11 protein-coding genes are annotated in these 12237 nt (G+C 57.3%); 3 read left to right on the plus strand and 8 right to left on the minus strand.

Features of this window, described 5'->3' with window-relative positions:
• Positions 1–3 precede the first annotated feature (3 nt).
• The 7 genes from RMS03_RS05850 to hemC are packed head-to-tail and all read right to left on the minus strand — an operon-like array spanning position 4 to position 7395.
• Positions 4–747, minus strand: coding sequence for a restriction endonuclease subunit S (locus RMS03_RS05850; RefSeq protein WP_310626158.1), 744 nt, complete (start codon positions 745–747; stop codon positions 4–6).
• Entirely contained in the window at positions 744–1598 is an 855-nt protein-coding gene (locus RMS03_RS05855) for a Bro-N domain-containing protein (protein WP_310626159.1), read from the minus strand. Before RMS03_RS05855 ends, RMS03_RS05850 begins: the two co-directional genes overlap by 4 nt.
• Positions 1595–3175, minus strand: coding sequence for a type I restriction-modification system subunit M (locus tag RMS03_RS05860; protein WP_310626160.1), 1581 nt, complete (start codon positions 3173–3175; stop codon positions 1595–1597). Before RMS03_RS05860 ends, RMS03_RS05855 begins: the two co-directional genes overlap by 4 nt.
• 58 nt (positions 3176–3233) lie before the next feature.
• Positions 3234–4526, minus strand: coding sequence for a heme biosynthesis HemY N-terminal domain-containing protein (locus RMS03_RS05865; RefSeq protein WP_310626161.1), 1293 nt, complete (start codon positions 4524–4526; stop codon positions 3234–3236).
• Position 4527: 1 nt separating this feature from the next.
• Complete coding sequence (locus RMS03_RS05870) at positions 4528–5619, minus strand: uroporphyrinogen-III C-methyltransferase (RefSeq protein ID WP_310626162.1); 1092 nt, start codon at positions 5617–5619, stop codon at positions 4528–4530.
• A complete protein-coding gene (locus tag RMS03_RS05875; RefSeq protein ID WP_310626163.1) occupies positions 5616–6431 on the minus strand; it encodes a uroporphyrinogen-III synthase in 816 nt (271 codons plus the stop codon). Before RMS03_RS05875 ends, RMS03_RS05870 begins: the two co-directional genes overlap by 4 nt.
• A 13-nt stretch (positions 6432–6444) precedes the next feature.
• Positions 6445–7395 (minus strand): hydroxymethylbilane synthase, encoded by a 951-nt coding sequence (gene hemC, locus RMS03_RS05880; RefSeq protein ID WP_310626164.1) that lies wholly within the window; start codon positions 7393–7395, stop codon positions 6445–6447.
• 140 nt (positions 7396–7535) lie between these two features.
• On the opposite strand from hemC, the gene argH reads away from it, so the two are divergent.
• Both argH and RMS03_RS05890 read left to right on the plus strand, forming a co-directional pair.
• Positions 7536–8984 carry an argininosuccinate lyase gene (gene argH, locus RMS03_RS05885; protein WP_310626165.1) on the plus strand — a complete coding sequence of 483 codons (1449 nt, stop codon included), beginning with the start codon at positions 7536–7538 and terminating at the stop codon, positions 8982–8984.
• Between the two features lie 236 nt (positions 8985–9220).
• Positions 9221–10375: an alpha-hydroxy acid oxidase gene (locus RMS03_RS05890; RefSeq protein ID WP_310626166.1), complete on the plus strand. Its 1155-nt coding sequence runs from the start codon at positions 9221–9223 to the stop codon at positions 10373–10375.
• Between the two features lie 183 nt (positions 10376–10558).
• Here RMS03_RS05890 and RMS03_RS05895 read toward each other — a convergent pair whose 3' ends face one another.
• Positions 10559–10747, minus strand: a complete 189-nt coding sequence (locus RMS03_RS05895) for a 4-oxalocrotonate tautomerase (protein WP_310626167.1) — start codon at positions 10745–10747, stop codon at positions 10559–10561.
• Positions 10748–10781: 34 nt separating this feature from the next.
• On the opposite strand from RMS03_RS05895, the gene dinB reads away from it, so the two are divergent.
• Positions 10782–12059, plus strand: a complete 1278-nt coding sequence (gene dinB, locus RMS03_RS05900; protein WP_310626168.1) for a DNA polymerase IV — start codon at positions 10782–10784, stop codon at positions 12057–12059.
• Positions 12060–12237: the final 178 nt, after the last annotated feature.

Here is a 12237-nt window from a genome sequence, read left to right on the forward strand (position 1 = left end):
ACCTTATGCTTGCTTGCTTGCTTGCTTGCTTGCTTGCTTGCTTGCTTGCTTGCTTGCTTGCTTGCTTGCTTGCTTGCTTGCTTGCTTGCTTGCTTGCGCATCAGCGTTCGTGCTTTCGCCGAACGTTAACAGTGCATCACGGTAGTACTGGTACTGCCGCCGCCGCGCCTCTAGCTCTGCCTCTAGCTCTGCCTCTAGCTCTGCCTCTAGCTTAGTGAATGCGTCAAGCACGCGAACGATCTCACGTTGGACAACGAGAGGGGGAATAGGAATGCGAATTTTCGCCAAGCTTTTTGCTGAAACGTCTATAACTTTTGTACCAGTTGCATACTTCTTTTTTTCCGCAAAAAAATAAGGAGTTTGAAGGAAATACGAAAGGTACTTAGCGTCTTGGTCGTGCTTTAGAACAGTTGCATGTCCGCCCGTAACGATCTGAGAGTTACCCAACCATGCGACTGCTTTGCACACGTCGTCTAAGTTCTCACTGGTGTTCGTCACAATTAAGTCGTTCGGATCAACTTTTGCCAGTTTGATTGCTTTTGCTTGGGGCACAAAAGAAAACGTCTCCGTTGTCCAAATGCCATAGCGCGTGTAAATTTGCCCATAGTGAATACATCCCACTCCCGATTCCGTGAAGTCTGATTTAGGCATTCCGTTGCCGCGAATTAACTCTCCAAAATCGCCAATAGTTTTGAACTCCACCCCATCAGGGCAAAGCTCGGCAATCAAGTCTTCAATTCGGCTCATGGCGTTTTCTTTCCGCTGATTTTTCTTTGCCCTAGGTCTTTGGCAGTGAGTGCGCTAATGGCAGATTTGCCCGTGCTTTTCTCTAGTTGCTCACGGGCTGCTTTGGCGGTTTTTGCGCCTTCTTTCGCCACGCTTGCGCTCTCGTGGTAGCCCTTGGGGTTTTGCACCGCTGCAATGTCTGTGGCGGCTACCTCGGCCAACATATTGAGCACCAGCTCGGTATTGGTCATGTTGTCGCGCAAGTTTTCTTTCTTCAAGCCTTTGTGCTGTTTGTACTGGCGCGTGGTCAGGCCGCTCCATGTCTGGCTCATCAAGTCGGTCAAGTCTGCGTATTGTTTGCCTTGCTTGACGCCCGATTTGTCCCACTCATCGGTCAGGGCTTTGCGCACCTCGATGGATTTGATGCGTTGGTTGATCCAGCTCTCGCTATACCCCAAGCGGCGGTAGCTTTGTATGGCGCGGTCTATGGATAGCTCGGGGTCTATGCTCTCATCGATGCGCTCGTTACCCACCTTGGCTAACCAGAGTTTGAAGGGTTCTGCTTTCTTACTTGGGATGGATTGAATGAGGCGCAAAATTTGCTCGGTGTCTGTTACATCGGTGAGGTATTTTTTACCGTCACTTGCGGGCATTTTCAGTTGGTGAGTATTGCTCACCAACTGACTTCCTTCAGCAAGCAGTGTCTTCTTCAACCACTTCCAATAGTTGCGCGCCTTGGTGTAGTCCGCTTGTTCGGTCAAGACAGCAATGATGTCCACCACCGAGAACCACCATTTTTCTGCCACCTCGTCCCACTCAGTGCGCACCTGCTGGCTTTCAAATAATTTAACTTTGTTTTTTGACTCGCTCATGCAGCCTCTCTCTCCAAGTCCACCACGATGGCATCAATTTGTGTGCGTAGCTCGGCTTGCCGCGTCACAATGCGGGCGATGTCTGCATTGAGGGCTTGGATATCCGTGGCCACACGCAGGTCTTCTTGCTCGACATAGCTGGACACAGACAGTTGATAGCCGTTGGCGGCGATGTCTCGGTTGTCAACCAAGCAGGCGAAGTGGTCAGCGTTTTGGCGAGAGGTGAAGGCTGCAAGAATTTTTTGTTGGTGCTCTGGCAATAGTTTGTTCTTATTGCCGTTGCGCACAAATTCTTTGCTGGCATCGATGAACAAGGTGGCGTTGTCGTGCTTGGATTTTTTGAGCACCACAATGCAAGTGCCAATAGTGGTTCCAAAAAACAAATCAGAGGGCAATTGGATGACGGCATCGACGTAGTTGTTGTCGATGAGGTATTGGCGAATTTTTTGTTCTGCACCGCCCCGGTACAGCACGCCTGGAAACTCAACAATGGCCGCAGTGCCATTGACTGCTAGGGCGCTGAGAATGTGCAAGGTAAACGCCAAATCGGCTTTGCTTTTGGGGGCGAGCACGCCCGCAGGGGCAAAGCGTGGGTCGTTGATGAGTAGCGGGTTGGCATCACCCTCCCACTTGATGGAGTAGGGCGGGTTCGAGACGATGGCTTCAAAAGGTTCATCGTCTAGGTGCGCAGGGGCGGTCAAGGTGTCGCCGTGGACAATGTTGAATTTTTCGTAGTTCACATCATGCAAGAACATGTTGATGCGACACAGGTTGTAGGTGGTCAGGTTGATTTCTTGTCCGAAGAAACCTTGACGCACATTGCCGTGGCCCAGCACTTTGTCGAACTTCAACAACAAAGAGCCTGAGCCACAAGCGGGGTCATAGACCTTGTTGATTTCAGTTTTACCCACCACGGTGATGCGCGTCAGAAGCTCGCTCACTTCTTGTGGTGTGAAAAACTCTCCTCCAGATTTGCCTGCGCTGGAGGCATACATGGTCATCAAGTACTCGTAGGCATCCCCAAAGGTGTCGTTGGTGTTGTCTGCAAAGCCACCAAAGTTCAGGTCGCCAATGGCGTTGAGCATCTTGGCCAAGTTCTCATTGCGCTTGGCGACTGTGGGGCCTAGCTTGTTGCTGTTGACATCTAGCTCGTCAAACAAGCCTTTGAAGTCGTCTTCGCTGTCGCTCCCCGTTGCGGAACTTTCAATGTCTGCAAAGACGCGTGACAAGGTTTCGTTCAGGTTGGCATCTTGTCTTGCGCGGCTTCGCACATTGTCGAAAAGTTGTGACGGCAGGATAAAAAAGCCTTTTGTCTCCACCATGTCAGCTCGGGCCATTTCAGCTTCACCATCGCTCAACTTGGCATAGTTAAATTCTGAATTGCCAGCTTTACGCTCATGTTGGTCAATGAAGCCGCTGATATTTTCCGAAATAAAACGATAGAACAACATGCCCAACACATAGCTTTTGAAGTCCCATCCATCCACACTACCGCGCAGATCGTTGGCCATGCGCCAAATGGTTTTGTGTAGCTCGGCGCGTTCGGTTTCTTTGGTGTTGTTCACGTTTTGAGACATTTTTTGAAGTGTAGGGACAAGGCGCTTTTCATGCGGCAGGTAAGTAGTGCATCAGGTGCTAAACCTCAGCCGCGCGCTTCCAGCACAACTGGGCACGAACCGTATCTTCTTTCTGCTCGGCCAATTGGGCCAAGGTGCGCCATGCTTGGCGCTGCATGTCGGCATGGGCGAGTTGGGGTGCCGCTTGCTCCAACATCTGCTGGGCTTTGCCCCACAAGGCGTGATGCCAGCACACCATGCCTGCCAAATACTGCAACTCCACCCAACGTGGGTAGGTTTGGCGTGCGCGCTCAATACTGTCCAACCAGTCGGGATCAGCAGGCAACAACACCAAAGCACGCGCCAAGGCCTGTGCCACGCGTTCGCGGACGGCGGGGCTGCAACTGTCGGGTTGCTGCACCATGCGGTTCCACAACGGGGTGAGCCAAGGCATCACGGTCGCCGCCTCGCCGCTGAGTTTGAGCATGCGTTGGGCTGCATGCAGCACCACATCGGGCTGGTTGCGCTCGGTGGGCTCTAGGCGATCCCACGCATGCTGTAACTGGGCACTGTCGTGCGCTTCGTTCAAACTGGCCACCGCTAACTCGCGCAACAAACTTTGGCCAGCAGCATCTGAGAACGCACCGTGCTTGGCCAGCAGACGTGCGGTGTCTAGGGCGGAGGCATGTTGTTGGTTCAAACGTGCCACTTTGAGCCGCATGCGCAACGCCAACATACGGCGTGCTGCACCATGGCGCAGGCCATCGAGCCAACGCATGGCTTCGGGCGCATCGCGGTCACTCATGGCCCAGCGGGCGGCGGCCAAGTAGGCCGCCTCTCTGGTTTCTTCGACCGTCTCATCGGACGGGTCACGGTTCATGTCCATGACGGCTTGCAGGTGCGACACGCGCGCATCGCGGTCACGCAAGGCATGCGCGCTTTCAGCCGCCACCAAATGGGACACCGCACGCAACTGATGCGCATGGCGCGGGGCGACATCGTCTGCGGTACGCACGGAGGCCAACAAGTGCTCCAACGCCAATGCCTTTTCAGCAGATTTGGTAGCACGCACATAGCGACCACTCCACAACTCGGACAGTGCATCCAACAAAGCTGCATGCATGGCCCGCTCTTTTTGTTGCAAGCGCCAGCGGCGGGCAAGGTGGGGCAACTCAAACAAGGCCGACATGGCACGCCACGCCAAGTGCAGCATCACAAACAGCACCAACAACACCAGCAACACCAAGTTGAGCGACAGGTCCACGCGGTACGGCGACCAAAACACCGTGACCGTACTTTGGTTTCCACCGATCAACAAGGCTGAGGCTACGGCCACGCCAAACAGCGCAACAAACCACAGAGCGGCTCTCATCTCAACGCCCCGCTGCGGCGGTGGTGAGGGCGGCGATGGTGTCATCCACACGCGGAATCTCAATTTGCTTGGATTGCGCCAGCACCTCACGCGCCAGCGCCAAAGTGGTTTGGCCTTGGCGGGTCTGCATGTCAAAGTAACGCGTCAAGTCGTCGTTGGCTTGCTTCATATCAGACTGCACCGCATCAAAGTGACGGGCCAACAAACCCAAACGGGCATTGAGCAAGCGCAGCTTGAGGTTTTCACGCACAAAAAAACTTTGATCGGGCGCCAGCAAACTGGCTTCTGGCTTGTCAATGCGGCTGACGCGAATCAGGTGTTGCGCGTCAGCCCAAACGTCTGCCAGCACCTTCTCCCACCAGCTCATGCTGATGGCCTTGGCCCAACTGCTGGTAGGCACGGGCTTGACCGGTTTTTCTTGGGGGACGCTACCCACCGCGTTGAGCAAGGGCAAGGTATCGACCACACGCACCAACTCGTCGAGCTTGAACAACAAGGCTGGCGTATCGGCCACCGCCGTGGCTTTGATGCGTTCGATGTCGCGTGTCACCGCACGCAACACCGGGGCCAAGCGGGGCTGGGCCACCTTGGTCAACCGTTGCTCGGCCGAGTTCAGCGCCGCCAGCAAAGGCTGCACGCTACCGGTGAGCTGGGCTTGTTGCTGGGCCAAGCGAATGGCGGACTCGATGTCCACCACCAAGTTCTCGTCACGCGAACGCGAGAGGCTTTGCATCAAGTCTTCCAATTGGCCGCGTTGCAGGGCGACTTCACTGAGCTTGGCATCGGTCACGGCCAAGCGGGCAGCGGTTTCGCGGGCCAGTTCTTCGGCTTGCTTGGACGTCACCCGCGCTTGCACAGCTTGGCTGCCCGTGTCTGCGCTTTGACGTGCCAGTTGTTCTTGAATGCCCGAGAGCTTGGCCCACATCAGGCCCGAGCCCACAACCCCCACGACGGCGAGCACACCAATGCTTCGTGAGAACCACTTGCCCGTGTCTGTGATGGGCGCGTTGTTGAGTTCACTGGCGCTGGCCAGTGGCTCCGTCGTAGGCCCCAAGGGCGGGGGGTGAGATGTGTCGTCGTGCGCTGGCTTCATGCCAGACATTCTAATGAGCCAAGCACGTCAGCCACACTGGGTCGCGACAGGTTAACTTCCCCAAAACCCAGTACCTGCGCCGTTTGGGCAATGCGCGCATGGGTAGCCATGCAGCGGGCGTTGCCCCAACTTTGCAGGGGCAACGCCTGAGCTAAGTGCTGAATGGCTTGCGAGCTGCTGAAGCACCATACATCACCATTCGTGGCTGCTAAGGCCGCGTGGGTCTTTTGCGCATCCGTCCACACGGGCGCACGGCGCTCGTACGCCACCACGAAGTGGGCGGTTGCGCCTGCGGCTTGGATCTGTTGGGCCAACCAGTCGCGCCCCGTGCCCACCAGATCAGCGTCTGCACTGGCTTGTACATCCTTGCCGCGAACGATGAGCACAGGCTTACCCCTCTGTATGTGGCACGACACACGTTGCCACAAAGCCTCAGAGTCAAACTGCACCGCATCGGCTGCGGGGCTGTCGATGCACGCTTCAGGCACACCCGCTTGCAACAACGCCCTGTGTGTGCCGGGGCCAGTGGCCCAGCAACGGGGGCCATTCGCCCACATCGCACCTGTGGCCTTGGCCACCTCTGCACGCAGGGCACTCGGCTGGCAGTCAAAGAAATAGCGCACCGCTTGCGCACTGACAAACATCACGGCTTGCCACTCAGGCCAATGCGCCCACGTTTGCAGCACGGCTTGGGTGTTGGTCGCAGGCCCCACGTCAATCAAGGGCAAGGCCAGTGCCTCGTGGCCAGCAGCGTGCAGGGCGTCCACCCATGCTTGCGCATCTCCTGCGGGGCGGGTAATGACAACGCGCATGTCTATCCGGGGTTCAGTGGGCGCCTTGAGCGCGCAACTGGGCGGCCACCGACTCGCCCAGCAAGTTGGCCGCATCGCGTGATGCAGGGTCTGTCGCATCCAAGGCTTGACTCGCCTCAGCGCACACCAACACAGGCGCGCCCGAGGGATCACCCCAGGCGGCTTGCAAATACAACATACCGTCACGCAAGGTGGCATGTGCAGCCAAAGGCATGGAGCAGCTGCCGCCCATGGCGCGGCTCACGGCACGCTCGGCGGTCACCGTCAACCAGGTGGCGGCATCGGCCAGCGGGGCCAAAGCTTGGGCCACGTCGGCGCGGTGGCTGCGCACTTCAATGCCCAACGCGCCCTGCCCTGCGGCGGGCAGCATCTCCGTGGTTTCAAAAATGTGGCGAATGCGCGCGCCCAAACCCAGACGCTTCAAGCCCGCAGCGGCCAGCACAATGCCGTCGTATTGGCCTTCGTCGAGCTTGCGCAATCGGGTGTCGAGGTTGCCGCGCAAAGGCTCAATCTTCAAGTCGGGGCGCAAAGCGCGCAGCAGCACGGTGCGGCGCAAACTCGACGTGCCCACCACTGCGCCTTGGGGCAGATCATTGAGGTGTGCGTATTTAGACGACACCCACGCATCGCGCGGGTCTTCGCGGGTCATCACGCAGGCGAGGTCAAAACCTTCGGGCAAGTCCATGGGCACGTCTTTGAGCGAATGCACGGCCAAGTTGGCGCGTCCTTCTTCGAGGGCCACTTCAAGTTCTTTGACGAACAAGCCTTTGCCGCCCACTTTGCTGAGGGAACGGTCCAAGATTTGGTCGCCCTGCGTGGTCATGCCCAACAGCGTCACAGCATGGCCTTGGCGCTCTAACAAAGCTTTGACATGTTCTGCTTGCCACAGCGCCAAACGGCTTTCGCGCGTGGCGATGGTCAGGGGAATGGGGGGAATAGAAACAGTGGGGGGGGCGGTAGACAAAACAAAACTCGCTTTTCAAGTGCCACGAGGCGCGTGGCGAAATCAATTGCGTCAAATGTTAGCAGGCGCACTGTGGAGCTTGGCTTGCAAACAGCTGGCTTGGCGGGAAACCGCCGCCAGCCCGATAAAATCTAACCTATATGACAAACCAACTCGACAAAAAATCCCAAGCATGGTCCGCCTTGTTCTCTGAACCCACGAGCGAGTTGGTCAAGCGCTACACAGCCAGCGTGTTCTTTGACAAACGCTTGTGGCAAGCCGACATCACGGGCAGCTTGGCCCATGCCGAGATGCTGGGCCACCAAGGCATCATCGGCCAAGACGACCAAGCCGCCATTGAAAAAGGCATGGCACAAATTTGGTCTGAGATCGAGTCCGGCCAGTTCGAGTGGAAGCTCGACCTCGAAGACGTGCACCTCAACATCGAAGCGCGCCTGACCCAACTGGTGGGCGACGCGGGCAAGCGCCTGCACACCGGCCGCAGCCGTAACGACCAAGTCGCCACCGACGTGCGCCTGTGGTTGCGCGGTGAGATGGACCTCATCATCGATCTGCTGGTGGACTTGCAAAAGTCACTCGTAGAAGTGGCTGAGAAAAACGTCGAGGTCATCCTGCCCGGCTTCACCCACTTGCAAGTGGCCCAGCCCGTGAGCTTTGCCCACCACTTGCTGGCCTACGTGGAAATGTTTGCGCGTGATGCCGAGCGCATGAGCGACGTGCGCCGCCGCACCAACCGCCTTCCTTTGGGCAGCGCGGCTTTGGCTGGCACCACCTACCCGCTGGACCGCGAGCGCGTGGCCCGCACACTGGGCATGGTCGATGAACACGGCAATGCACAAGTGTGTCAAAACAGCTTGGACGGCGTGAGCGACCGCGACTTCGCGATTGAGTTCACCGCTACCGCTTCGCTGTGCATGGTGCACATCAGCCGCATGTCGGAAGAGTTGATTTTGTGGATGAGCCAAAACTTTGGCTTCATCAACATTGCCGACCGCTTCACCACCGGCAGCTCCATCATGCCGCAGAAGAAAAACCCAGACGTGCCCGAACTCGCACGCGGCAAGACCGGCCGTGTGGTGGGCCATTTGATGGGCCTCATCACCTTGATGAAAGGCCAACCCCTGGCCTACAACAAAGACAACCAAGAAGACAAAGAGCCTTTGTTTGACACGGTAGACACGCTCAAAGACACACTGCGCATCTTCAGCGAAATGGTGGGCGGACAAGTCAACCCCGTCACGGGCGTGAAAGAAGGTGGCATCACCGTCAACGCACAAGCCATGGAAGACGCGGCCAAAAAAGGCTATGCCACCGCCACCGACTTGGCCGACTACTTGGTGAAAAAAGGCCAACCCTTCCGCGATGCCCACGAAACCGTGGCCCACGCCGTGAAGGCCGCCGCCAGCCACAACTGCGATTTATCGGAATTGCCGCTAGCAGTTCTGCAAAGCTTTCACCCCGCTATCGAGAAAGACGTGCACGACTGCTTGAGCCTGCACGGCTCACTCAACGCACGCAACACCTTGGGCGGCACCGCGCCCGTGCAGGTGCAGGCGCAAATTGCGCGTCATCACAAGCGCTTGGGTTAAGTAGTCATATCGTCGTAGGCATTACAGGGCTTCGTTCTGTCTCCTTCGTATGCCAACTCATGGTTTGTTGCAGCTTGCCGTATTCAAAAAACGCTGCGTAGAAGCAGAGTTATTGGCCAATATTCCCTCCTGATCTAACACCCTCGCTTTAAATTATTTCAAGCTTGCTGTCGCACTCTTCACAGAAGTTTTGCGTCGCCTCGGGCTACCATGTATTTTAAATATAGGAGACCCCCATGCCAGTGATCACCAACATCGAAGACTTGCGCGTTTTGGCCGAGAAGCGCGTGCCCCGCATGTTCTATGACTATGCCGACTCTGGCAGCTGGACCGAGGGCACCTACCGCGCCAACGAGGCGGATTTCCAAAAAATCAAACTGCGTCAACGCGTCGCAGTGAACATGGAAAACCGCAGCACCGCCACCCAAATGGTGGGCCTTGATGTGAAGATGCCCGTGGCCATTGCGCCCGTGGGCCTGACGGGTATGCAAAGCGCAGACGGCGAAATCAAAGCCGCCCGCGCTGCTGAGAAGTTTGGCATTCCCTTCATCTTGTCCACCATGAGCATTTGCTCGATGGAGGATGTGGCCGCGCACACCACGGCACCCTTCATGTTCCAGCTCTACATGATGCGCGACCGCTTGGCAATGAGCGACATGATTGAACGCGCCCGCAAAGCCAAGTGCAGCGCCTTGGTACTGACGCTGGATTTGCAAGTGATTGGTCAGCGCCACAAAGACATCAAAAACGGCCTGACCGCGCCGCCTAGCCCGACCATCGCCAACATCATCAACCTGATGACCAAACCCCGCTGGTGTTTGGGCATGGCTGGCACACGCCGCCACACCTTTGGCAACTTGGTGGGCCACGTCAAAGGCGTGAGCAACATGAAGTCGCTCTCCTCTTGGACGAACGAGCAATTCGACCCACGCCTGTCGTGGGAAGACGTGGCTTGGGTCAAAGCGCAATGGGGCGGCAAACTCATCCTCAAAGGCATTCAGGATGTGGAAGACGCCAAGCTGGCGGCACAAAGCGGTGCAGACGCGATTGTGGTGAGTAACCACGGCGGGCGTCAGCTAGACGGTGCGCAATCGAGCATCGAAGCCCTGCCTGCCATCGTGGCCGCTGTCGGCGACCAAATCGAGGTGTGGATGGATGGTGGTATTCGCTCGGGCCAAGACGTGCTCAAGGCATGGGCACTGGGCGCACGTGGCACTTTGATTGGCCGCGCCATGGTCTATGGCTTGGGGGCGATGGGCGAAGCAGGCGTGAGCAAGGCCTTGCACATCATCCACAAAGAGCTGGACGTGACGATGGCGTTTTGCGGCCACACGAACATTCAAAACGTGGACACCCATATTTTGTTGCCCGGCACCTTCCCCAAAGCTTGAGGCAGGTTGCGCCACCGCCGTGCTGCTGACCTACGCCCCCAAGACTCAACAATTGCAGGTGCAACACCTCAATGAGGTCAAAGAAGGGCGCGAGCAAAGCCTGCATGTGTGGGCCCGCGCAACGGCCAACCCCGACAGCCTTGGCTGTTCAAAGGCTGGCTGGTGCAAAAAGCGATTTAAGCCTTACAGCTTTTCGCTCCACGGCACACCGCCCGTCGCCCAATCATGGCGAGGGACATCGAGGAACAACACATCCACGCTCTCGGGCTTGCTGCCCAAAGTGTTGACACACGCCGCGGTGAAGGCCTGGGCCAACGCCTTTTTTTGCTCGGGTGTGCGGCCTTCGATGAGTTCGACGCGAATGGTGGGCATGGGTTCTCCTGCGGGTTAAAAGTTGTCAGCGATTATGCTTGCGGCTGTGCCCACGTCTGAATCCACGCCACCCCGCCAGCGCCGCATGGCGCACTTGGACATGGACGCGTTTTACGCGTCGGTGGAGCTGCTGCGGTATCCGCAACTCAAGGGCTTGCCTGTGGTCATTGGCGGAGGGCGCCGCCGCGAGGACGACATGCTGGGCCGCTTGCGTGCAACGCACCCCGAGCATGAATGGTCTGAACACAACCTGCACGAAATACCGTTGAATTTTTTCCCGCGCATCTCAGGCTATACGGGGCGTGGCGTCATCACCACCGCCACCTATGCCGCACGGCAGTTTGGCGTGGGCTCGGCCATGGGGGTGATGAAAGCCGCCAAGCTCTGCCCCGATGCCATTTTGTTGCCCGTGGACTTTGACCAATACCGCCACTACTCGCAACGCTTCAAAGCCATCATCACCGACATTGCGCCGCTGATGGAAAACCGTGGGGTAGACGAGGTGTACATCGACTTCACCAATGTGCCAGGTGGGCAACGCGAAGGCGGTCGCGTGCTGGCGCGGCTCATTCAAAAATCCATCTTTGACGACACAGGCCTCACCTGCTCGGTCGGCGTGGCACCCAACAAGTTGTTGGCCAAGATGGCCAGCGAGTTCAACAAGCCCAACGGCATTTCCATCGTGCAAGCCGAGGACTTGGAAACGCTGATCTGGCCTCTGCCCTGCCGCAAGATCAACGGCATCGGACCCAAAGCCGAAGCCAAGCTGGCCACGCACGGCATTCACACCATTGGCGAGTTGGCCCAACGCGACCGTCTGTGGCTGATGCAGCACTTTGGCAAAAGCTACGGCGCGTGGCTGCACGATGCCGCCCACGGCAAAGACGATCGCCCGATTGAAACCGCCAGCGAGCCCGTCAGCATCAGCCGCGAAACCACGTTTGAACAAGACTTGCACGCGGTGCGTGACCGAGAGGCGTTGAGCGCCATCTTCACCCGACTGAGTGAGCAAGTGGCGGCCGACTTGCAGCGCAAAGGCTATGTGGGCAAGGCGATTGGCATCAAGCTGCGCTACGACAACTTTCAAAGCGTGACACGAGACCAAACCTTGACCACCCACACCGCCGATGCGCGCACGATTCGCGAAGCAGCGGGGCAATGTCTCAAGCGTGTGGACTTGACGCGTCGTTTGCGTTTGCTAGGTGTGCGCGTGGGCTCGTTGATTTCAGAAAATGCATGGCTCGCTCAACAAAAAAGCTCGGTTACTCAAGAAGAGCAACCGAGCTTGTGGACAAGCGCCAAAGCGGAATAAAGATTACCTGTTTACTGTTTGCGCAAATTCACCGACAAAGAAGGGCGGATTCAAGGACGAAGTGCAACAAAGATGAACTGGTTATAGGTGGCTGAGGATGCGAGAGCATCATGGCCGCTTTAACCGCCAAGTCGAAGTTGCCCAATGTACAAGCACCTCAGCCGAGAAGAACGATACC

The organism is Limnohabitans sp., from assembly GCF_031538885.1.
Taxonomy (GTDB): Bacteria; Pseudomonadota; Gammaproteobacteria; order Burkholderiales; family Burkholderiaceae_C; genus Limnohabitans.

Bases quoted from the DNA above. Each gene is read 5' to 3' on its own strand.
- argH (WP_310626165.1), top strand. From the start codon at position 7,536: ATGACAAACCAACTCGACAAAAAATCCCAAGCATGGTCCGCCTTGTTC.
- RMS03_RS05870 (WP_310626162.1), bottom strand. From the start codon at position 5,619: ATGAAGCCAGCGCACGACGACACATCTCACCCCCCGCCCTTGGGGCCT.
- RMS03_RS05860 (WP_310626160.1), bottom strand. From the start codon at position 3,175: ATGTCTCAAAACGTGAACAACACCAAAGAAACCGAACGCGCCGAGCTA.
- RMS03_RS05865 (WP_310626161.1), bottom strand. From the start codon at position 4,526: ATGAGAGCCGCTCTGTGGTTTGTTGCGCTGTTTGGCGTGGCCGTAGCC.
- dinB (WP_310626168.1), top strand. From the start codon at position 10,782: ATGCTTGCGGCTGTGCCCACGTCTGAATCCACGCCACCCCGCCAGCGC.
- RMS03_RS05850 (WP_310626158.1), bottom strand. From the start codon at position 747: ATGAGCCGAATTGAAGACTTGATTGCCGAGCTTTGCCCTGATGGGGTG.
- RMS03_RS05875 (WP_310626163.1), bottom strand. From the start codon at position 6,431: ATGCGCGTTGTCATTACCCGCCCCGCAGGAGATGCGCAAGCATGGGTG.
- RMS03_RS05890 (WP_310626166.1), top strand. From the start codon at position 9,221: ATGCCAGTGATCACCAACATCGAAGACTTGCGCGTTTTGGCCGAGAAG.
- RMS03_RS05855 (WP_310626159.1), bottom strand. From the start codon at position 1,598: ATGAGCGAGTCAAAAAACAAAGTTAAATTATTTGAAAGCCAGCAGGTG.
- RMS03_RS05895 (WP_310626167.1), bottom strand. From the start codon at position 10,747: ATGCCCACCATTCGCGTCGAACTCATCGAAGGCCGCACACCCGAGCAA.